Here is a 19480-nt window from a genome sequence, read left to right on the forward strand (position 1 = left end):
CTCAGCCCAGGTCGGCGTCGGTGACCGGGTGGGCACCCGCGGCGAACGCGTCGAGCGTCGCGCCGTGCAGCACCGTTCCGGGCACCGGGTCGGCGGCGACGCGGGTGGCGAGCCGGATCACCGGGATCCGGCCCGCCGTGGGCGTGGCGGCGAGCACCACGTTGCCGTACCGGCGTCCGCGCAGCATCCGCCGGTCGGCGACCAGGCAGACGTCGGCGAACACCGCCCGCAGCGTCGCCACCTGTGACCGGGTGTGCGCCAGCGGCGGCAGGTCGGTGAGGTTGATCAGGTAGAGGCCGTCCGGGCGCAGCACCCGGGCCACCTGCGCCGCGAACTCGACCGCCGCCACCTGCGGCGGCATCCGGGCCGCCCGGTACACGTCGGCCACCACCACGTCGTACGTCCCGGACGGCTCCTCGGCGACCGCCTTCCGGGCGTCGCCGAGCGCCACCACCACCTCCGGCGGCAGCCGTGGCAGTTTCCGCCGGACCAGCTCGACCACGCCCGGATCGCGCTCGATCACCCGCTGCGCCGAACCGGGCCGGGTGCTCGCGAGCCAGCGCGGCAGCGTGAGCGCGCCGCCGCCGAGGTGCAGCGCGGTCAGCGCCGCGCCGCGCGGGGCGGCCAGGTCGATCGCGGCGGCGATCCGCCGCACGTACTCGAAGTGCAGGTACCGGGCGTCGGCCACGTCCACGTACGACTGCTCGACCCCGTCGGCCAGCAGCGTGCGCCCGGACGGGCGGGCCGGGTCCACCACGATCTCCAGGGTCTCGGTGTCGTCGTGATCCACGGCGGGACACGGTACCGCGCGGCCACGGGCGGCCCCGGCCCGCATGGGACCGGGGCCGTTCCGCCGCCGGGTCAGCCGGCCGCCATCCCGGCGCCGGCCTCGTCGACTGCCGCGTCCACCCGGTGCGCGAGGTCCACGTCCGCCGCCGTCACACCGTCGACCTGCTGGGTCCGGACCGTCAGCACGGCGTTGTCCGGGTCGGGACGCCCGATCTGCGGCGAGCGTCCGACGTCGGACTTGAGCCGGTCCAGCCGGTCGAGCACCCGGTCCAGGTTGCCGCCGGGGAGCTCGATCGTGCGCACGAGCGAGCGCCTGTCACTGGACCAGTAGGGCAGCGTCGCGAGCGCGTCGCGCAGCTCCGCCTCGGTCAGCGGCGCGGTGGCCGAGGACGCGCCCACCAGGCCGCCGCCGAAGTCGGCCGGCCCGAGCAGGTCACGCAACTCGTCGGGTACGCGCAGCGACTCGACCAGATCCGCGTCGGCCTCGGCGAGCGCGGCGAGCGTCGCCTCTGCCTGGTACCGCGCCTGCTCCGGGGTGAGGCGGCTGTACCGGCCGACCTCGGCCAGGAAGCCGGGCAGGTCGCGGCGGCGTTCCATGCCGTGCACCGGCACCACGTCGTGCAGGGTCAGCGGCACCGCCTCCAGCAGCCGCTCCCGTTCCGTCTCGTCCAGCGCCCGGGCCAGGGCCAGCACGGTGGCCTCCGCCGCGACCTTGGCCGCGGAGAAGTCCACCCCCGCACGCCGGCTCACGTCGTCGACGAGATCCCGGTAGCCCATCGAGACCCCGGGTGACGGTGTCGGGTCCGGGAGCGGCCGCGGCCGCTCCGCGACCGCGGCCGGCGGCGGCGCGGGGCCACCCCGGGTCGTGTCCGGTTTGTGCCGTCCGGCCGGCGGCGGGCCGGACCGGTCGTGCTGGTCCAGCGAGGTGACCTGCTTGGACGCGCTGAGGCTGGCGCCGGTCTGGCTCGGCCGCAGCCCTCGCTCGCGGGCCTCGCGGGCCAGGGCCCGGCGGCGCTGGTTGTCGCCCTCCATCTGCTTGCGCATCGTCGCACCTCGTTCCTGGGTCGGTTGCGCTTGCGCCGACCGCGTTCCCGGCGCTGCCGGGAAGGTAACGGCGGACCGCCCGGCGGACGCTTCATTCGCTGCGGGTGAGGAGCGCTCACCCCGGCGGGCGGCAGGCTCGGACGGACCGGACAACTTCCGACGCACGCGGAAGGGCAGGTCGACATGAAACGGATCGTGGAGATCGTCCCCGCCCGTCCCGGCTGGTACGCCCGTTGGCGGATCGGCCCGGACGACACCCGTTCCTACCCGGTGACCCTCTGGGCGCTGCTGGAGCACCACGACGGCAGTGGACGCGAGGTGGTCGGCGTCGACTGCGTCGGGCAGTGGCCCGGAGCGGACGACGACGACATGAGCGGGGACTTCGTCCGTTATCTGTTCCAGACGCCCGATTCCGGCGCGCCGGAGGACGTCGAGCCTCCAGTCGCGGGCCAGTCGCGCGACGAAGCACCGCACCGGCAGGCCGCGCCCGCCGTCTGAGCCATCCTCCCGGCCCCCGGCCCCTGGTCCCAGGGTCGGGGGCCACCCCTGTCCGCGGGGCGTCCGCCCGTCTCGCGGGCGGCGCCGGCCGGGTCAGCCCGCCTCGCGGGCGCCGCCGGTCAGCTCCTGCGGCGGGGCGGCCAGCAACTCGGCCAGGCCGGTGCGGTCCAGCAGGTGCCTGATCTGCGGGTTCAGGTTCAGCAGGCGGATCGCCCCGGTGCCGGCCCGGTGGATCACCACGAGCGCGCTCAGGCCCGAGGAGTCGCAGAGGTCCACCCCGGCGAAGTCGAGTTCCAGCTCCTGGTGACCGTCGCGGCGCAGGTCGGCCACGGCGTCGACGAGTTCCGGCGCGGTGTCGAAGTCCAGTTCCCCGGCCAGCCGCACCCGGGCGGAACCGGCGTCGAGCCGGTCCACCTCGATGGTCAACATCTGGGAGGGCACGTTCCCATGTTCCCAGCCGGGCACGGCCGGGAAACCCCCGGGGTCACGCGGACGCTGTCGAACCCGGCGCGGCGAGGCCCGGCGCGTCGTCGACCGGCGAGCGGTCGAGCAGACCGGTGACGCCGGTCAGGTCGAGGATGGTCTCCAGGAAGCGCGGGACCGACCGCAGCTCGATGGCGGTGCCTGCGTGCTGGCCCTCCCGCCAGGCGTGCACGATCACGGACAGGCCGGTGCTGTCCATGAACTGAAGGCCGCCGAAGTCGAACACCAGCGTCGTCGGACGCGCGGTGAGCAGCCGGTCGATCTCGGCGCGCAGCGGGCCCGCCGTGGCGTACGCCAGGTCGCCGCCGACGACGACCACCGGGACGGCCGGGTTCGATCGATCCACGGAGATGCTCAGCGGGCTCGCCTCGGGCCTTCTCCGTTGAGGAACCACGTCACGCCTTTCCGCGGGGTTGCCGGTCGGGCCGGTATTGACAGGATCGTAACAACAGCGCCATCACCTCGCTGGATGCGCGAGCGGGCCGCAGCGCCGTGGGGTGGCGGTCCCGGCATACCGGCGTAGGGTGGGCGGTGATACGTGACCACAGGCGCCGGGTCCGGCGCCCCCGGGTGTCGACGAGGAGAGTGGGGCTCAGCTGGTGACTGCTGCCGACGTCAGGGGTGCCGACCCGGGCGACGGACGGATCTCCACGCCGAGCGCCGCACGGGCTCCGGCGTGGTCCGCCGCCGCGCCGGTGCCGTCCGCCCTGCCGCCGCTGGCAGCCGACCACGACCTTACCGTTCCCAACTGGTCCGAGGTGGTCGAGCACTTCCGTGAGGGCCTGGTCGTCTGCGACGCCGACGGTGTCGTCCAGCACGTGAGCCCGGTCGCGGAGCGGCTGATCCCCGAGGTGACGCCCGGCGAGCTGCTGGCCGCGGCCGGCCCGGTCCCGCTGCGCGGCGACGGCCCGGCCGAGTTCACCCACCACGGGCGGCGGCTGCGCGTACGCCCGGTCGCGTTGTCCCACCGACGGCGCTGCTGGTACGTCGACGACGTCACCGAGAGCGTCAGCCGGGCCGACGCGCTGCTCGCCGAGCGGGCCCGCTCGGCGTTCCTCGCCGTGGTCGGCGAGAAGCTCGGCAACCCGCTGCACCCGGACCGGGCCGCCGCCGCCGTGGTGCGCCTGGCCGTTCCCACGGCGGCCGACGTGGCGGTCCTCGTCCTCGCCCCCCGCTCCGGCCGCGCCCGCTGGTGGCGGGCGGTACGCGCGGACGACCGGCCGCCGGTGGTGGACAGCGGGGTGCTGCCCGCCACGGCGCTCCCCGTGGCCATCGAGGCCGGCCTGGCCGGCGCCGAGCCGCACGAGCTGGACTGGCTGGTCGAGCAGGCCGCCGAGGCGGGCTGGCTGCCCGGCCTGGACACCTCCGGCGCCACCGCCCGGGTGGTGCCGCTGCCCGGCCGGGAGGCGCCGGCCGGGGCCCTGCTGGTGGCCCGGCGCGCCGACCGCTGGTACGACGAGGCCGACGTGGACCTGGTCCGCGCGTTCGCGGCCCGCGCCGGCGCGGCGCTGACCACCGCCACGCTCTACCGCGACCAGGCCGAGGTCGCCGACACGTTGCAGGCCAGCCTGCTGCCGGTCGAGCCGGCCTCGGCGACGGGGGTGCAGTGGGGCACCGCGTACCGGCCGGCGCAGGCCGGTCTGCGCATCGGCGGTGACTTCTACGGCTCGCACCGGCTCGCCGACGGCGGCTCGGTCTTCTTCCTCGGCGACGTGTCGGGCAAGGGCGTGGAGGCGGCCGTGTTCACCGGTCAGCTGCGCCAGTGCCTCCAGGCGTTGCACCGGGTCGAGACCCAGCCGGGACGGCTGCTGAAGCTGCTGAACGACGCGCTGCTGGAGACCACGCAGGCGCACGGGCAGGGCCGGTTCGCCACCATGGTGCTCGGCGTGGCCCGGCCGCACCGCGACGGCGGCCTGACGCTGACCCTGGCCGGCGGCGGGCACCTGCCGCCGCTGGTGCTGCGGGAGTCCGGCGAGGTCGAGGTGGTGCCGTTGCGCGGCATGCTGATCGGTGTGGTGCCCGATCCCCGCATCGGCGAGGTGACGGTGCACCTGGCGCCGGGGGAGACCTGCCTGTTCTACAGCGACGGGGTGACCGAGGCGCGCGGCGGCCGGCGCGGTGACGAGCAGTTCGGCGCCGAGCGGCTGCTCAACGCGGTGACCGGCTGCCACCGGATGCCCGCGCCGGCGCTCGCCGAGCGGGTCGAGCAGGTGACCTGCGACTGGCTCGCGCACGGCGACCACGACGACATCGCCGTGCTGGCGCTGCGGGCCACCGGCCCGGCCGGGCGGGCGCCGCGGCACCTGCACGCGGTGCCGGATCCGGCCGTGACCGAACGAACGAGGGAGCTGTTCGCGTGACCGTGCCGACCGTCGAGGCCGACCCGGGCCACGCCTTCCCCCGCTATCTGGAGTGCCTGGCCGACGCCGACGAGTCCGCCGCCGTGTCGGTGGCCCGCGGGCTGCTGGAGGCGGGCGTGCCGGCCGAGCGGGTGCTGCTGGATCTGGTCGCCCCGGCCCAGGCCGAGGTGGGCGAACGCTGGGCCCGCAACGAGTGGAGCGTCGCCCAGGAGCACGCCGCCACCCACATCAGCGAGCGGGTGGTGGCCGCTGTGGCCGCGTACGCCGATCCCCGCCCGACCCGCGGGCGGATCGTGATGGCCTGCATGGACGGTGAGTGGCACGCGCTGCCGGCCCGGCTGGTGGCCGAGGTGCTGCGGCTGCGCGGCTGGCAGGTCGTCTTCCTCGGCGCCAGCGTCCCGGCCGCGCACCTGGTGTCCTACCTGCACCGTTACGACGCGGAGGCGGTGGCGCTGGCCTGCGCGCTGCCGATGCGGCTGCCGCACGCCCACCGGATGGTGGAGGCGTGCCGCCGCTCCGACGTGCCGGTGGTGGTCGGTGGCCGGGGCTTCGGCGACGACGGCCGCTGGGCCCGCGTGCTCGGTGTGCCGTGGGCGCCCGACGCGCCGGCCGCGGCGGACCTGGTGGCCGACGAGCGGGCGCTGCGCGAGACGCCGCCCGCGCGGTTGGACCACCTGGCCGACGACGAGTACGTCAGCCTGGTCAAACGGCGCGGCGAGCTGATCGACAGCGCCCTGGCCGACCTGCGCGAGCGGGTGCCGTCGACGGCCGGCTACACCCCGGCGCAGCTCGACTCCACGATCAGCGACCTCGGCTACATCGTGGACTTCCTGGCCGCCGCGCTCTACGTGGACGACGCGACGCTGTTCACCGGGTTCGTCGAGTGGCTGGTGGAGATCCTGGTCAGCCGCGGGGTGCCGGCGGGCGCGGTCGGGCTGACGCTGGAGCACTATGGACAGCAGCTGCGCGACTTCCCGCGCGCGGCTGCCTTCCTCGACCGGGGGAGGGCCCTGGTGGGCGGGTTGTCGGCGGCGGGCCGCTGACGGGCGCCGGGCCGGCCGTCGCATATACTTGCACCACTGCAAGGGTTCGCCTGCGGTGGGAGCGAGAGGGGCCACTGTGACGTTCACCGTCACGTACGCCCAGCGGGACGGGGGCGGCGTCTGCCTCCGGCTGGCCGGCGAGCTCGACCTCGGCACGGCCGGAGAGCTGAGCTCGGCGATCGACCGGGTGGTGGCGGAGGGGCACCGCGAGTTGCTGCTCGACCTCACCGAACTGACGTTCTGCGACTCCACCGGCATCGCGGCCTTCGTCCGGGGGGACAACATCGTCGCCGCCGACGGCGGCTGGCTGCGGCTCACCGGGGCGACCGGCCGGGTGGCCCGGGTGCTCCAGGTGACCGGGCTGGCCGAGGTGCTCCACCGCGGCCTCGACACCGCCGACCCGACCGCGCCGGCCGCCTCCTGATCCGGTACATTTCCCCGCCAGCAGCCGGCCGTGCGGCCGGACGCCCTCCTCACCACGAAGCAGGTAAACCGATGGGTCAGACCAGCCCCAGCCCCGTTCGCATCCTGGTGGTGGACGACGACCCGGGTGACGTCCTGATGATCGAGGAGGCGCTGGCCGACTCCGACGTCGACAAGGTCATCGACGTGGTCGCCGACGGCCAGGAGGCGATGGAGTTCCTCCGCCGCGAGGGCCGGCACACCGAGGCGCAGCGCCCCGACGTGATCCTGCTCGACCTGAACATGCCCCGGATGGACGGGCGGCAGGTGCTCGGCGAGGTCAAGGGTGACGAGAGCCTGCGGACCATCCCGATCGTCGTGCTCACCACCTCCAACGCCGACACCGACGTGGTCAGCAGCTACACGCTCCAGGCCAACGCGTATGTGACGAAGCCGATCGACCTGGACGACTTCAACGACGTGGTACGCCGGATCGACGAGTTCTTCGGACGGGTGGTCGTGCTCCCGAAGCACCCGTAGGGGCGGGAAGTCCGGGCCTCCGCATCCTGAACATTTTGTGGGAACGGCCGCGCCCGGGAGCGCGGGGACCGCAGGATCGGCAGGTGGGGACGCGCACCGGCTGCCTGGGGGGCGACGCATGAGGTTCTCGGTGGTGGAGACCGGCTACGACAGGCGGCAGGTCGACGCCTGTCTGGACGAGCTGAGCCTGCGGCTGGGTCGGCTGGCGGCGCGAGCGGAGGGCGCCGCCGGGGCCGGCCGGGAGTGGGACCAGATCCGGTTGGACGCCGTGCACCTGTGCGACTTCCTGCATCGCCGTACCGCGCCGGTCGAGACGGCCGCGCCCCACCCGTCCGTCGCCGAACGGGAGGCCGCCGAGCTGCTGGCGCAGGCCCGCGCCGAGCTGGAGGCCGCACGTGAGGAGGCCCGCCGGTTGCGGGAGGAGGCGTACGCCGAGGCCGTGCGGGCGCGCCGCGAGTTCGAGGCGGCCCTGCTGGCGCGCCGCCGCCGGGAGTCCCGGGTCGACGAGATCCTGGCCGGGGCGCGGGGCGAGCGGGTGGCGGTGGACACCCCCACCGCCGCGGCGAGCGTACGGCCAGGTGGCGCCGGGCGCAGCTCCGCCTGACCGGCGCCGGGTCAGACCAGCGCCGACACCACGGTCGTGGCGCGCTTCTCGTGCCGGGCGTACGCGTCGGGGTAGGCGGACACCTGCACCGCCTGGGCGGCGGCGGTGACGCTCATGTCCTCCCAGCCCGGCACCTCGCGCAGCGCGGCGTAGAAGGCCCGGGCCGCGTACGCCGGCCGCATGAGCTGGGCGACGGTGCCCCAGCCGCTGCTGGGCCGCTGCTGGAACAGCCCGACCGAGTCGTGGTCGGAGCCGCTGCCCTGGTGCGGGTGGTCGAAGGACTGCGGCACCACGTCGCTGGCCAGGTTGTAGAGGTTGCTCTCCTGCATGGCGGTGGCGACTGCGACGACCAGTGCCCGGCGGGGCATCTTCATCTCCCGCCCCACGTCGACGATGGCCTTGGCGTTGTCCATCTGCCGTTGGTCCAGGCCGGCGACCGGACGGGGACGCGCGGGCAGCACGGGCTTGCGCGGCGGCTTCTTCGTCGCCGTGGCGCCGGGCGTGGGAGCCGGCGGCGGCAGGGCCGCGGCGGCCGGTGGCGCGACCCGGGTGAAGTCGCGGGAGGCGCGCTGGTCGGCGGCGGCCCGGTCGGCGACCGCCTCGCGTACCTCCAGGTGCGCCGGGCCGGTCTCGCCGACGCCCGCCACGCCGATCAGGCCGAGGCAGCAGGTGACGCCGGTGGCCACCGCGATCCGGCCGGGCACGGACCGGGCCGGGCCGCGTCGTGGCGGTTCCGGGGCGCGGTGACGCCCCACCCTCCGTTCGGCTGATGCCGGGTCAATCGTTCGGCGAACCGGGCGGTTGGCGGGCAACGGCTGATGATCGGGGTCGTCGGGGTGCACCCGCCGAGGCTAGAAAGCTTCCGGCTCTTTGCCATCGGGGTGATTGGTGGCATGCGCCACAATCTGCCGGATTCGCGGACGACATCAGGGGTGGCGGATCATGAAAACCGCCAACCGCGCGTACCCGGAAGAATGCCTATGTCGGTTTCGGTGGTGCGAAACGGACGCCGAGCCGACCCGGCGGCGGCCGACGCCCGGCTCCACCGTTCGGCCGAGGGTGCCCTGGTCGGCCGTCTCTCGCCCGGCGGCGGTCCGCCGACCCGCCGGGATCGACTCCTCGCGATCCGGCGGCTCACGGTGCGGAGACCGTGGATCATGGCGACGCCGCCGCGCGGCGACCCGGGCGCTCGATACGATTCCGACGGTGACGCAGCGGATGGTCGACGAGCGCCCGCCCGGCCCCCGCAGCCGGCGCGGCGCCGTCGTCATCGTCTGCGCCGTGCTGCTCACGCTGCTGCTGGCCGGGCACCGGCTGGTGCCGAACGTCCACGGCCTGGGCAGCCTGGTGGACAGCGTCACCCCGCTGCTCGGAATCGCCGTGCCGCTGCTCGCGCTCGCGGCGCTGCTGCGCCGATCCCGGCCGGCGCTGCTGGCGGTGCTGCTGCCGGCCCTGGTCTGGGCCGGGCTCTACGGCCGCGCGTGGCTGCCCCCGGCCGCCGGCGCGGACGGCGCCGCGGTCCGCGTGGTCAGCCAGAACCTGCGCGTGGGCAACCCCGACCCGGCCGCCACCGTCGGCGCGCTCACCGGCGACGCCCCGGACCTGATCGGGCTCCAGGAGGTCGCCGACGGCGACCGGGTGGCGTCCGTGCTGGCCGAGCGCTACCCGCACCGGGCGGTGGTGTCGACTGTCGCGCTGTGGAGCCGGTGGCCGATCCGCGAGGCGCACGGCGTCGACACCGGGCTGGGCTGGGACCGCGCGCTGCGGGCCGTGGTCGCCGCGCCTCAGGGCGACCTGGCCGTGTACGTGGTCCACCTCGGCTCCGCGCGGGCCGGGCACACCGCCACCCGGGACCAGACCGTCGCCGCGCTCGCCGACGCCGTGCGTGCCGACCCGGCCGACCGGCTGGTGGTGCTCGGCGACCTGAACACCGCCACCACCGACCGGGTCTTCGACCCGCTGACCCGGCTGCTCGGCGACGCGCAGGCCGAGGCCGGGCAGGGATTCGGGTTCACCTGGCCGGCCGGGCTGCCGGTCACCCGCCCGGACCACGTCCTCTACCGGGGACTGACGCCGACCGCCGCCGGGGTGCTGCACACCCCGGACAGCGACCACCGCGCGGTCACCGCCGGCTTCCGCTGGTGACCTCTCAGTGCCGGCCGTTCTCCGCCGGGGTCACGGTGAGGCGGTGCCGGCTCGGATCTCCGCTGGAGAAGGGCCAGAGCCGATCGGCGTACGCGACCAGGTCGGCCAGCTGGTCCCGGGTCAGTCCCGCCGAGGAGATCTCGGCGTGCACGTCGGCCCGGTAGCGGCCGTCGTCGTCGCGGCCCAGCTTCGCCTCGGCGGTCACCTGCACGGTGTGCGCCTCGTCGGTGATCTCCCCGGCCGCCTCCACCGCCGCGTGGTGCAGGCAGGAGGCGAACGCCGCGGCCAGGAGCTGTTCCGGCGTCAGGCCGGTGCAGTGCGGCGCCAGCGGGGACGCCAGGGCGGAGGAGAGCCCGCCGTCGTCGGTGCGTACGTGACCGCCCGCCGCGGTCGCCGTGGCCGTCTCGGCCAGCCAGGAACTCGGATCCGGCATCGCGTTCCTCCCGTCACTCACCGGACCGCGTTCCCGGACCCCGACCGGCGAAACCGCGCCCGAGCAGGCAGTAGGAGCGCTCAGCCGATCCGGCCGCCGGGCGCGGCGTCGACGGCCATCGCCTCGGTGGCCTCGGCGGCGGCCCGGCTGGTCCACGGCGACACCTGCGGCGCGCGCTGCCGGGGCAGCATCGCGGTCATCGGCACGTAGACCCGGGCGTCCACGGCCTCGGCCAGCAGCAGCGCGGCCATCGGGCTGGTCGGCCGGGCGCACGGGTCGGCGTCGAGGCAGCGGCGGACGAGCTCGGCCACCTCGCCCGGCAGGCCGGGAACCTCGGGCAGCGGGCGGGGCGGCCGGCGGCGGCGCGACCCGAGCAGCTGGGTGGTGGTGCCGGCCTCGTACGGCAGTTCACCGGTGAGGCAGTAGTACAGCAGCACGCCCAGCGCGTACATGTCGGCGGCCGGGGTGGCCGGCCGGCGGTCGAGCTGCTCCGGCGCCAGGTACGCCGGGGTGCCCACGACGACGCCGTCCGGAGTGTGGTCCGGTGCGCCGGCCGGAGTGGCGATGCCGAAGTCGAGCACCTTCACCCCGCACGGGGTGAGGATCACGTTCGCGGGCTTGACGTCCCGGTGCACGATGTCGTGCGCGTGCGCGGCGGCGAGCGCGGCGCACACCTCGGCGCAGACCCGTACCGCGATGCGCCAGTCCAGCGGCCCGTTGCGCAGGTGCGCGGCGAGCGTCTCGCCCTCGGCCAGCTCCATCACGATGTACGGCACCGGGCGTCCGTCCGGCAGTGTCGCGGTGCCGAAGTCGTGCACGCTGGCGACGTTCGGGTGCACCAGCCGCGCCGCCGAGCGTGCCTCGGCCCGGATCCGGTCCACCGATCCGGCGTCGCCGTCCAGTGCGGGCGAGATGAGCTTCACCGCGACGGTCCGGTCCAGCACGCGGTCGTGCGCGCGCCACACCTCCGACATGCCACCCAGGCCGGCTCGCTGTTCGAGCTCGTACCGCCCGCCCAGCGTCCTCATCGCCACTCCTCGCCTCGTCCGGTGCCCTCCGGTCCCGCTACCCGGCCCCGGAGCTGTGCAAACCGCCGAGGGGCGGCGCCGCGGCGGGGTAGCTTCGCGGCGAGGGCGTCGACGGACGGAGGGCAGCGGTGGCCGTGGTGCGCGTGCGGTTCGTCGGCGGGCCGGCCGACGAGCTGACCCGGGACCTGCCCGCCGGGCCGGACGGCGCGCCGCCGCCCCGGTGGGTGCTGCGTCATCCGGAGGAACCGGCCGAGGGGGTGGCCGACCACCTCTACGAGCGCGACGACCACGCGTCGCCCGGCGGCTGGACGATGCGGTACGTGCACACGTTCCCGTTCGGCGCGACCGAGTGAGGTCGTCTCGCAGCGGCCGGACGCGGCGCGTCAGGCCGGCCGGACGCCTGTGGTGCCGAGGATGACCGAGGCGACCAGCTCGGGGTCGTCGTGCATCGGCACGTGCCCGCAGCCGGGCAGGTCCAGGTGCCGCGCGGTGGGCAGCCGGGTACGCGCCAGCGCCGCCTGCCGGTACGGCAGGATCCGGTCCCGCGTACCCCACGCGACTGTGACCGGCACGGTCGGGGCGCCCGCGTAGGCGTACCCCCTTCCGGCGCGCGCGACGGCGCGGAACGCCCGCGCCTGGCGCAGCGCGCGGGCGTCGGCGACCGCGTCGTCGAGCGCCATCCGGTTGGGCCGGGCCAGGATCATGCCCATCGCCAGCATCCGCAGCGCGGGCGTGGCGAACAGACGGCGCAGCACCGGTTCGGGCAGCCGGGCCGCGTTGCGGTGCAGGGAGAGCACGGTCAGCGCCCAGCGCAGTTCGCGCGCGCTGCAGAACCCGGCCGGCGACAGCGCGGTGGCCGAGGAGACGGCGCCGAGCGCGGCCAGTTCCAGCGCGATCGCGCCGCCGAGGCTGTTGCCCGCGACGTGCGGGCGTTCCAGCCCGAACGCGCCGAACAGCTCGACCATGGCCGCGGCCAGCCCGGGCATGTCGGCGGGCAGCCCGGCCGCGGGCACCGGGGAGCGGCCGAAGCCCGGCAGGTCGACGGCGATCACGTCGTGCGCCTCGGCGAGGCGGTCCAGCACCGGCCGCCAGGCGGCCCAGTGGTGACCGATGCCGTGCAGCAGCACCAGCGCGGGCCCGGCGCCGCGCCGCTCGTAGACGACCTCCACCGCCGTGGTCACGGCCGCCCCTGCGGCGTGCTCGCACCGAAGCCCCGGCCCAGCGCCCGGGACTGCTCCTCGATCAGCGGGACGGTGGCGCGGGCGGTGCGGCCCACCAGCCGGTCGGCCAGCGGGCTGACCAGCACCGATCGCATCGCCTGCACGCCGGCGACGGCGCGCGGCACGTACACCCGGCGGCTGCGGCGCTCGATCGCCCGGACGAACGCCTCGGCGCACTCGGCCACAGTGGTGGTGCGCCGCAGCGGCCAGGGCAGCTTCGCCAGCGCCGTGGAGAAGGCCGGCAGGTCGGCGCGCGCCTCGCGGACCAGGTCGGTGTCCACCCACGACGGATGGGCGGTGCCCACCGCCACGCCCCGGTGCGCCAGTTCGAGGCGGACCGCGTTGCCGAACTGCTCGACGCCGGCCTTGGAGGCGCAGTAGGCGGCCATGCCGGGCAGTGCGGCGAACGCCGCGGCCGAGGAGACGATCAGCAGGTAGCCACCCCGGTCGACGAGCGCGGGAACGGTCGCCGCCGCGGTGCGCATCACCCCGATCAGGTTGACCTCGACGGTACGCACCAGTGCCTCGACGTCGCCGACGGCGATCGTGCCGCGGTTGGCCACCCCGGCGTTCGCCACCACCGCGTCGATCCCGCCCAGCGTCGCGAGTGTCCCGTCCACCGCCGCGGCGAGGGCGTTCTGGTCGGTGACGTCGGCGGCGAACCATGCGTGCCCCGGGCCCAGCTCGGCGGCGAGCGCGGCGAGCCGGTCGGGTTCCAGCCCGACGAGGGACAACCGGGCGCCGCGCGCCGCGGCGAGGCGGGCGGTGTGCTCGCCGATGCCCCGGGCCGCGCCGGTCACCAGCACCACCTTGCCGGCCAACCGGCCGGAAAAACGACCATCGATGGACATGCCGGGAAGTTACCACCGGGTAGCCCCGGTGCGGAAGACCCCGTCGACCTGCCCGGATCGCCGCCGCGCGGCGCGCACAGCTGGTACACAGGATCGGGACAGCCCGCCGACAGCGGGTCCGCCCACGATGGGGGCATGGTCATGAACGCGCAGTCCGCGCAGGGTCGCATCGAGCTGCGCCGACCGGACGGCGAACCGGTGCGGGTGCTCGTCGTCGACGACGAGCCGACACTCACCGACCTGCTCTCGATGGCGCTGCGGTACGAGGGCTGGCAGGTCGCCACCGCCGGCAGCGGCATGGCGGCTGTCACCACCGCCCGCCAGTTCCGCCCGGACGCCGTGGTGCTCGACGTGATGCTGCCCGACCTGGACGGCTTCCAGGTGCTGCGCCGCCTGCGCGAGCAGTTCCCGAGCGTGCCGGTGCTGTTCCTGACCGCCCGCGACGCGGTGGAGGAACGCGTCGCCGGGCTCACGGTCGGCGGCGACGACTACGTCACCAAGCCGTTCAGCCTGGAGGAGGTGATCGCCCGGCTGCGCGCGCTGCTGCGCCGTTCCGGCTTCGCGGTCGCCGCCCGCCAGGAGGCGGTGCTCACCGTCGGCGACCTCACCCTCGACGAGGACAGCCACGAGGTACGCCGCGGCGACGACCTGATCACGCTCACCGCCACCGAGTTCGAGCTGCTGCGCTACCTCATGCGCAACCCGCGCCGGGTGCTCAGCAAGGCGCAGATCCTCGACCGGGTGTGGAACTACGACTTCGGCGGCCAGGCCAACGTGGTCGAGCTGTACATCTCGTACCTGCGCAAGAAGATCGACGCGGGCCGCGCGCCCATGATCCATACGCTGCGCGGGGCGGGCTATGTCCTCAAACCCGCCGAGTGACAGGGGCGGCCGGCTGCGCCGCCGCCTGGCCGGCTGGTCGCTGCGCCGCCGCCTGGTGCTCTCCGTGGTGGCGCTGCTCGCGCTGGTGAGCATCGGCATCGGCGGCCTGACCACAGTCGCGCTGCGACACTTCCTGATCGACCAGATCGACAACCAGCTCACCTTCGGCGACCGGCGGCCCGCCGACTTCGAACGCTGGGCCCGCCGCGGCGTCGACCCGCCGCGACCGGACCAGCGGCCCACCCCGCCGGACTCCGACGAGGTGGCGCCGGACCCCCCTGGCGGCTTCCCGCCGGGCTCGATCGCCGTCCGGGTGCCCGCCGCCGCCGAACCCGTCGGCCGGGTCCGGTCCGGAAACGGCGACAGCGAGGAGGTGCCCGCCGCCGACCTGACCGCGCTGGCCCGCGTACCCGTCGGCGACCGCCCGCACACAGTCGTCGTCGGCGACCGGGGCGACTACCGCGCGATCGCGCTCCCGTCGCCGCGCGGCGACGGCGACGTGCTGGTCCTCGCGATCCCGCTGGCCCAGGTCGACGACACCGTCATGTGGATGCTCGTCGCGCAGGCCGGGGTGATCGGCGCCGGCCTGGTCATCGCCGGCGCCCTCGGTCTGCTCATCGTCCGGGTGACGCTGCGGCCGCTCAACCGCGTCGCCGCCACCGCCGCCCGGGTCACCGAACTGCCGCTCGACCGCGGCGAGGTCGCCCTGTCCGTGCGGGTGCCGGCCGCCGACACCGACCCCCGCACCGAGGTCGGGCAGGTCGGCGGCGCGCTCAACCGGATGCTCGGCCACGTCGCCGCCGCGCTCGTCGCCCGGCAGGCCAGCGAGACCCGGGTACGCCAGTTCGTCGCCGACGCCAGCCACGAGCTGCGCACCCCCCTCGCTGCCATCCGCGGGTACGCCGAGGTGGCCCGCCGGGGCCGCCAGGAGGTGCCGCCCGACGTGGCGCACGCGCTGCGCCGCGTCGAGTCGGAGAGCACCCGGATGACGAGCCTCGTCGACGACCTGCTGCTGCTGGCCCGGCTGGACTCCGGCCGCCCGCTCGCCGCCGAGCCGGTCGACCTGACCGCCATGGCCGTGAACGCGGTCAGTGACGCGCACGTCGCCGGGCCCGACCACCGCTGGCAACTCGACCTGCCCGACGAGCCGCTCACCGTCACCGGCGACGCCCACCGGCTGCACCAGGTGCTGGCGAACCTGCTGGCGAACGCGCGGGTGCACACCCCGGCCGGCACCACAGTCACGGTCCGGCTCGCGCCCGCGCCCGGCGGCGTCGAACTACGCGTCACCGACGACGGGCCGGGCATCCCGGAGCAGTTGCAGCCGGAGGTCTTCGAGCGGTTCGCGCGCGGCGACACCTCCCGCTCCCGCGCGCAGGGCAGCACGGGCCTGGGCTTGGCCATCGTCGCCGCCGTGGTGGAGGCGCACCACGGGCGGGTCGACGTGGTCAGCCGGCCCGGCCACACCGCGTTCACGGTCTGGCTGCCGGGATCCACAGCCGACGCATAGGCCGCTCACGGGAGCGGGCCAGCGGGCCCGCCGAGTCTTGCCGGCATGAACCGAACCGACAGCCCGCCGACCGTGCCCACGGCCGGTCCACCCGGCACCGAGCCGGCCCCCGCGCCCGTACCTGAGGAGACCCGCACCGGCCGCGATCCGCGCTGGGCCCGGCCGGCCCTGGCCGGCCTGCTGGTCGCGACCGCGCTGCTCTACCTGTGGGGCCTGGGCGCCTCCGGCTGGGCCAACGCGTTCTACTCCGCCGCCGTGCAGGCCGGCTCGCAGAGCTGGACGGCGTTCTTCTACGGCTCCTCGGACGCGGCCAACTCGATCACAGTGGACAAGACCCCCGCCTCGCTGTGGCTGATGGCGCTCTCGGTGCGCATCTTCGGCCTGAGCGGCTGGTCGATCCTGGTGCCGCAGGCGCTGCTCGGCGTCGCCTCCGTCGGCGTGCTGTACGCGACCGTCCGCCGCTGGTACGGCCCGGCCGCCGGCCTGCTCGCCGGCGCGGTGCTCGCGCTCACCCCGGTGGCGACGCTGATGTTCCGGTTCAACAACCCGGACGCGCTGCTGGTGTTCCTGCTCGTCGCCGCCGCGTACGCCACGGTGCGCGCGGTCGAGACGGCGAGCACGCGGTGGATCGTGCTGACCGGCGTGCTCGTCGGCTTCGGCTTCCTCACCAAGATGCTCCAGGCGCTCCTGGTGATCCCGGTCTTCGCCGGGGTCTACCTGCTGGCCGCGCCGACCGGACTCGGACGGCGGATCCGGCAGCTCCTGCTGGCCGGGCTCGCGGTGGTCGTCTCCGCCGGCTGGTGGGTGGCGATCGTCGAGCTGGCGCCGGCGAGCGCCCGCCCGTACATCGGCGGCTCGCAGAACAACAGCATCCTGGAGCTGACGCTCGGCTACAACGGGCTGGGCCGCATCACCGGCGACGAGGTGGGCAGCGTGGGCGGCGGTGGCGGCCGGCCCGGTGGGGGAGGCGGCGGGCCGTTCTCCGGTCAGACCGGTCTCCTGCGGATGTTCGACACCGAGGTCGGCGGGCAGATCTCCTGGCTGCTGCCCGCCGCGCTGATCCTGCTGGTCGCGGGGCTGTGGCTGGCCGGGCGGGCACCGCGTACCGACCGCACGCGGGCCGGTCTGCTGCTCTGGGGCGGCTGGCTGCTGGTCACCGGACTGATCTTCAGCTTCATGTCCGGGATCTTCCACGCGTACTACACGGTCGCCCTGGCCCCGGCGGTCGGCGCGCTGGCCGGCATCGGCGTCACGCTGCTGTGGCGCGCCCGCTCAGCACCGGGCCGGTGGCGCCGGTTCGCCGCCGCGCTGGTCCTGGCCGGCACGCTGGCGGTCACCGCCTGGTGGTCCTGGCACCTGCTCGGCCGCACCCCCGACTGGCACCCCTGGCTGCGCTCCACAATCCTGGCCGTGGGCCTGACCACCGCAGCCCTCCTTGCCACCTCGGCGGTGATCAAGGAGTTCGCGTCCGGGAACGGCGTTCAAAGTGACGCGAACTCCTTGGTCAACTCGGAGACGGGGGTGGCGGCGGGGCCCGGGGCTGGGTTTGCCGGGCGGGTTGTGCGGTGGGTGGTGCCGGTGGTGTCTGTCGCCGGGATCGCGGTGGCGCTGGCCGGGCCGGCCGCGTACGCGATGCAGACCGCTGCCACCCCCCACAGCGGCTCGATCCCGAGTGCCGGGCCGGCCGGAGCGGGTGGCTTCGGCGGCCCCGGCGGACCGGGCGGCCGGATGCCGGGCGGCGGGAACGGGCAGTTCCCGGGCTTCCCGGGTGGCCCGAACGGCACCGGCTCGGACGGCACGGGTTCCGACGGCTCCGGCCCGGGCGGTACCGGCCAGGATGGCGGGGCGAACGCCGGTGGGTTCCCCGGATTCCCTGGTGGTGGTTCGACCCCGGGCGCGCCCGGCGGCACCGGTCAGGACGGCGGCACCGCGCCGGGCGGCACCCCGGGGCAGGGCGGCTTCCCCGGGCAGGACGGCGGGACCGGGCAGGAGGGGCGGGGGCAGCGCGGTGGCGGCATGGGCGGGCTGCTCGACGCCCGTGAGCCGAGCGCCGAGATGACCGCGCTGCTCACCGCCGACGCCGACGACTACACCTGGGTCGCCGCCACGATCGGCTCGAACAACGCCTCCGGCTACCAGCTGGCGACCGGCCGGCCGGTCATGCCGATCGGCGGCTTCAACGGCAGCGACCCGTCGCCGACGCTCGCCCAGTTCCAGCGGTACGTCGCCGACGGGCGGATCCACTACTTCCTCGGCGGCGGCGGGTTCCGGGCCGACGGCGGCAGCAACGCCTCGGCCGAGATCGCCGCGTGGGTCACCGAGACCTTCACCGCCACCACCGTCGACGGCGTGACCGTGTACGACCTGAGCAGCGGAAAGCAGGGCTGAGCGATGACTGGCACGTACGCGCCCCGGGCCGCCGTGCAGGCCCGGCCCGCGGCCGGCAGCGCGGTGCTCGACGTGGTGGTCCCGGTCTACAACGAGGAGACCGATCTGGGCCCCTGCGTCCGGCGGCTGCACGCGCACCTGACCGCGCACTTCCCGTACCCGTTCCGGATCACTGTGGCCGACAACGCCAGCGTGGACGGCACCCCGGCGGTGGCGCGGGCGCTCGCCGACGAGCTGCCCGGGGTGGGGGTGCTGCGCCTGGACGAGAAGGGCCGCGGGCGGGCACTGCGCGCCGCCTGGTCGGCCTCGCCGGCGCCGGTGCTCGCGTACATGGACGTGGACCTGTCCACCGACCTGGCCGCGCTGCTGCCGCTGGTCGCCCCGCTCATCTCCGGGCACTCGGACCTGGCCATCGGCACCCGGCTGGCGCGGGCCAGCCGGGTGGTCCGGGGTGCCAAGCGGGAGGTCATCTCGCGCGGCTACAACCTGCTGCTGCGTGGGGCGCTCGCGGCGCGTTTCTCCGACGCCCAGTGCGGGTTCAAGGCGATCCGCGCCGACGTGGCCGCCGAGCTGCTGCCGCTGGTGCGGGACACCGGCTGGTTCTTCGACACCGAGCTGCTGGTCCTGGCGCAGCGGGCCGGGCTGCGCATCCACGAGGTGCCGGTGGACTGGGTGGACGACCCGGACAGCCGGGTCGACATCGTCGCCACCGCGCTGGCCGACCTGCGCGGCATCGGGCGGCTGGGCCGGGCGCTGGTGACCGGGGCGCTGCCGCTGGCGCAGTTACGCGCCCAGCTCGGCCGGGGGCCGTTGCCGGCCCCGCCGGCGCAGGTGCCGATCGGGTTGCCCCGCCAGCTCGCCCGGTTCGCCGCTGTGGGCGTGGCGAGCACGCTCGCGTACCTGCTGTTGTTCCTGCTGGCCCGCGGCCCGCTCGGGGCGCAGCCGGCGAACCTGCTGGCGCTGCTGCTCACCGCGGTGGCCAACACGGCCGCCAACCGGCGGCTCACGTTCGGGGTCACCGGGCGCCGCCACGCCGGCCGGCACCACCTCCAGGGCCTGCTCGCGTTCGCCCTCGGCCTGGCCCTGACCAGCGGTTCCCTGGCCGCGCTGCACGCCACCACAACCCCGAACCGCGCGTTGGAGCTGACCGTCCTGGTAACGGCCAACCTGGCCGCGACGGCCCTGCGCTTCCTCCTGCTCCGCCTGGCCATGCACCACCGCCCCTGACCCCCACCGCCCCTGACCCCACCGCCCCTGACC

21 protein-coding genes are annotated in these 19480 nt (G+C 75.5%); 12 read left to right on the forward strand and 9 right to left on the reverse strand.

What is annotated here, in order from left to right; translation table 11 throughout:
• Position 1: 1 nt before the first annotated feature.
• On the reverse strand, positions 2-835 hold the full coding sequence (locus IF06_RS0104250) for a spermidine synthase (RefSeq protein ID WP_013285982.1): 834 nt from the start codon (positions 833-835) through the stop codon (positions 2-4).
• 26 nt (positions 836-861) lie between these two features.
• The gene (locus IF06_RS0104255; RefSeq protein WP_013285983.1) at positions 862-1833 is read right to left on the reverse strand and encodes a DUF2267 domain-containing protein; all 972 of its coding nucleotides are present in this window, start codon (positions 1831-1833) and stop codon (positions 862-864) included.
• Positions 1834-2016: 183 nt separating this feature from the next.
• Between IF06_RS0104255 and IF06_RS0104260 the strand changes: the two genes are divergently transcribed.
• Positions 2017-2331 carry a hypothetical protein gene (locus IF06_RS0104260; protein ID WP_013285984.1) on the forward strand — a complete coding sequence of 105 codons (315 nt, stop codon included), beginning with the start codon at positions 2017-2019 and terminating at the stop codon, positions 2329-2331.
• A gap of 93 nt (positions 2332-2424) precedes the next feature.
• Here IF06_RS0104260 and IF06_RS0104265 read toward each other — a convergent pair whose 3' ends face one another.
• Together IF06_RS0104265 and IF06_RS0104270 are read right to left on the reverse strand one after the other, a co-directional pair.
• Complete coding sequence (locus IF06_RS0104265; protein ID WP_232236616.1) at positions 2425-2772, reverse strand: STAS domain-containing protein; 348 nt, start codon at positions 2770-2772, stop codon at positions 2425-2427.
• A 43-nt stretch (positions 2773-2815) separates the two neighbouring features.
• Positions 2816-3160, reverse strand: coding sequence for an STAS domain-containing protein (locus IF06_RS0104270; RefSeq protein WP_013285986.1), 345 nt, complete (start codon positions 3158-3160; stop codon positions 2816-2818).
• A 253-nt stretch (positions 3161-3413) separates the two neighbouring features.
• Between IF06_RS0104270 and IF06_RS0104275 the strand changes: the two genes are divergently transcribed.
• The 5 genes from IF06_RS0104275 to IF06_RS0104295 all read left to right on the forward strand — a co-directional run bounded on the left by IF06_RS0104275 (position 3414) and on the right by IF06_RS0104295 (position 7763).
• Positions 3414-5174, forward strand: coding sequence for a PP2C family protein-serine/threonine phosphatase (locus IF06_RS0104275; RefSeq protein WP_030269133.1), 1761 nt, complete (start codon positions 3414-3416; stop codon positions 5172-5174).
• The gene (locus IF06_RS0104280; RefSeq protein ID WP_013477034.1) at positions 5171-6217 is read left to right on the forward strand and encodes a cobalamin B12-binding domain-containing protein; all 1047 of its coding nucleotides are present in this window, start codon (positions 5171-5173) and stop codon (positions 6215-6217) included. The genes IF06_RS0104275 and IF06_RS0104280 overlap by 4 nt, the downstream gene beginning before the upstream one ends.
• A 76-nt stretch (positions 6218-6293) precedes the next feature.
• Positions 6294-6641: an STAS domain-containing protein gene (locus IF06_RS0104285; protein ID WP_013285989.1), complete on the forward strand. Its 348-nt coding sequence runs from the start codon at positions 6294-6296 to the stop codon at positions 6639-6641.
• Between the two features lie 71 nt (positions 6642-6712).
• Complete coding sequence (locus IF06_RS0104290; RefSeq protein ID WP_013285990.1) at positions 6713-7159, forward strand: response regulator; 447 nt, start codon at positions 6713-6715, stop codon at positions 7157-7159.
• Positions 7160-7277: 118 nt separating this feature from the next.
• Positions 7278-7763 (forward strand): ATPase, encoded by a 486-nt coding sequence (locus tag IF06_RS0104295; RefSeq protein ID WP_030269135.1) that lies wholly within the window; start codon positions 7278-7280, stop codon positions 7761-7763.
• Between the two features lie 11 nt (positions 7764-7774).
• On the opposite strand, the gene IF06_RS0104300 is transcribed toward IF06_RS0104295, so the two are convergent.
• Entirely contained in the window at positions 7775-8605 is an 831-nt protein-coding gene (locus IF06_RS0104300; protein ID WP_030269137.1) for a hypothetical protein, read from the reverse strand.
• A gap of 364 nt (positions 8606-8969) precedes the next feature.
• Here IF06_RS0104300 and IF06_RS0104305 point away from each other — a divergent pair, with 364 nt between their 5' ends.
• Positions 8970-9908: an endonuclease/exonuclease/phosphatase family protein gene (locus IF06_RS0104305; protein WP_225319668.1), complete on the forward strand. Its 939-nt coding sequence runs from the start codon at positions 8970-8972 to the stop codon at positions 9906-9908.
• A gap of 4 nt (positions 9909-9912) precedes the next feature.
• On the opposite strand, the gene IF06_RS0104310 is transcribed toward IF06_RS0104305, so the two are convergent.
• On the reverse strand, positions 9913-10341 hold the full coding sequence (locus IF06_RS0104310) for an OsmC family protein (RefSeq protein ID WP_013285994.1): 429 nt from the start codon (positions 10339-10341) through the stop codon (positions 9913-9915).
• Between the two features lie 80 nt (positions 10342-10421).
• Positions 10422-11369 (reverse strand): serine/threonine-protein kinase, encoded by a 948-nt coding sequence (locus IF06_RS0104315; protein WP_013477030.1) that lies wholly within the window; start codon positions 11367-11369, stop codon positions 10422-10424.
• Positions 11370-11497: 128 nt separating this feature from the next.
• Between IF06_RS0104315 and IF06_RS0104320 the strand changes: the two genes are divergently transcribed.
• On the forward strand, positions 11498-11722 hold the full coding sequence (locus IF06_RS0104320) for a hypothetical protein (RefSeq protein WP_013285996.1): 225 nt from the start codon (positions 11498-11500) through the stop codon (positions 11720-11722).
• Positions 11723-11752: 30 nt separating this feature from the next.
• Here the strand turns inward: IF06_RS0104320 and IF06_RS0104325 are convergent, their stop codons facing one another.
• Both IF06_RS0104325 and IF06_RS0104330 read right to left on the reverse strand, forming a co-directional pair.
• On the reverse strand, positions 11753-12550 hold the full coding sequence (locus IF06_RS0104325) for an alpha/beta fold hydrolase (protein WP_030269142.1): 798 nt from the start codon (positions 12548-12550) through the stop codon (positions 11753-11755).
• On the reverse strand, positions 12547-13440 hold the full coding sequence (locus tag IF06_RS0104330; RefSeq protein ID WP_030269145.1) for an SDR family oxidoreductase: 894 nt from the start codon (positions 13438-13440) through the stop codon (positions 12547-12549). Before IF06_RS0104330 ends, IF06_RS0104325 begins: the two co-directional genes overlap by 4 nt.
• Positions 13441-13575: 135 nt before the next feature.
• On the opposite strand from IF06_RS0104330, the gene IF06_RS0104335 reads away from it, so the two are divergent.
• Genes IF06_RS0104335 through IF06_RS0104350 form a run of 4 tightly spaced genes read left to right on the forward strand, consistent with a single transcriptional unit; the run spans position 13576 to position 19447 of the window.
• Positions 13576-14322 carry a response regulator transcription factor gene (locus IF06_RS0104335; protein WP_030269147.1) on the forward strand — a complete coding sequence of 249 codons (747 nt, stop codon included), beginning with the start codon at positions 13576-13578 and terminating at the stop codon, positions 14320-14322.
• Positions 14300-15832, forward strand: a complete 1533-nt coding sequence (locus tag IF06_RS0104340) for a sensor histidine kinase (RefSeq protein ID WP_013286000.1) — start codon at positions 14300-14302, stop codon at positions 15830-15832. Before IF06_RS0104335 ends, IF06_RS0104340 begins: the two co-directional genes overlap by 23 nt.
• Before the next feature lie 45 nt (positions 15833-15877).
• Entirely contained in the window at positions 15878-18220 is a 2343-nt protein-coding gene (locus IF06_RS0104345) for an ArnT family glycosyltransferase (RefSeq protein ID WP_030269151.1), read from the forward strand.
• 3 nt (positions 18221-18223) lie between these two features.
• The gene (locus tag IF06_RS0104350) at positions 18224-19447 is read left to right on the forward strand and encodes a dolichyl-phosphate beta-glucosyltransferase (RefSeq protein WP_030269153.1); all 1224 of its coding nucleotides are present in this window, start codon (positions 18224-18226) and stop codon (positions 19445-19447) included.
• The last annotated feature ends 33 nt before the right edge of the window (positions 19448-19480 follow it).

Source organism: Micromonospora globosa (assembly GCF_000717585.1).
Taxonomy (GTDB): Bacteria; Actinomycetota; Actinomycetes; order Mycobacteriales; family Micromonosporaceae; genus Micromonospora; species Micromonospora aurantiaca.

Coding starts and splice junctions, on each gene's coding strand:
- IF06_RS0104295 (WP_030269135.1), top strand. CDS start 7,278: ATGAGGTTCTCGGTGGTGGAGACCGGCTACGACAGGCGGCAGGTCGAC.
- IF06_RS0104250 (WP_013285982.1), bottom strand. CDS start 835: ATGCGGGCCGGGGCCGCCCGTGGCCGCGCGGTACCGTGTCCCGCCGTG.
- IF06_RS0104340 (WP_013286000.1), top strand. CDS start 14,300: ATGTCCTCAAACCCGCCGAGTGACAGGGGCGGCCGGCTGCGCCGCCGC.
- IF06_RS0104335 (WP_030269147.1), top strand. CDS start 13,576: ATGGTCATGAACGCGCAGTCCGCGCAGGGTCGCATCGAGCTGCGCCGA.
- IF06_RS0104310 (WP_013285994.1), bottom strand. CDS start 10,341: ATGCCGGATCCGAGTTCCTGGCTGGCCGAGACGGCCACGGCGACCGCG.
- IF06_RS0104255 (WP_013285983.1), bottom strand. CDS start 1,833: ATGCGCAAGCAGATGGAGGGCGACAACCAGCGCCGCCGGGCCCTGGCC.
- IF06_RS0104345 (WP_030269151.1), top strand. CDS start 15,878: ATGAACCGAACCGACAGCCCGCCGACCGTGCCCACGGCCGGTCCACCC.
- IF06_RS0104315 (WP_013477030.1), bottom strand. CDS start 11,369: ATGAGGACGCTGGGCGGGCGGTACGAGCTCGAACAGCGAGCCGGCCTG.
- IF06_RS0104330 (WP_030269145.1), bottom strand. CDS start 13,440: ATGTCCATCGATGGTCGTTTTTCCGGCCGGTTGGCCGGCAAGGTGGTG.
- IF06_RS0104350 (WP_030269153.1), top strand. CDS start 18,224: ATGACTGGCACGTACGCGCCCCGGGCCGCCGTGCAGGCCCGGCCCGCG.
- IF06_RS0104260 (WP_013285984.1), top strand. CDS start 2,017: ATGAAACGGATCGTGGAGATCGTCCCCGCCCGTCCCGGCTGGTACGCC.
- IF06_RS0104290 (WP_013285990.1), top strand. CDS start 6,713: ATGGGTCAGACCAGCCCCAGCCCCGTTCGCATCCTGGTGGTGGACGAC.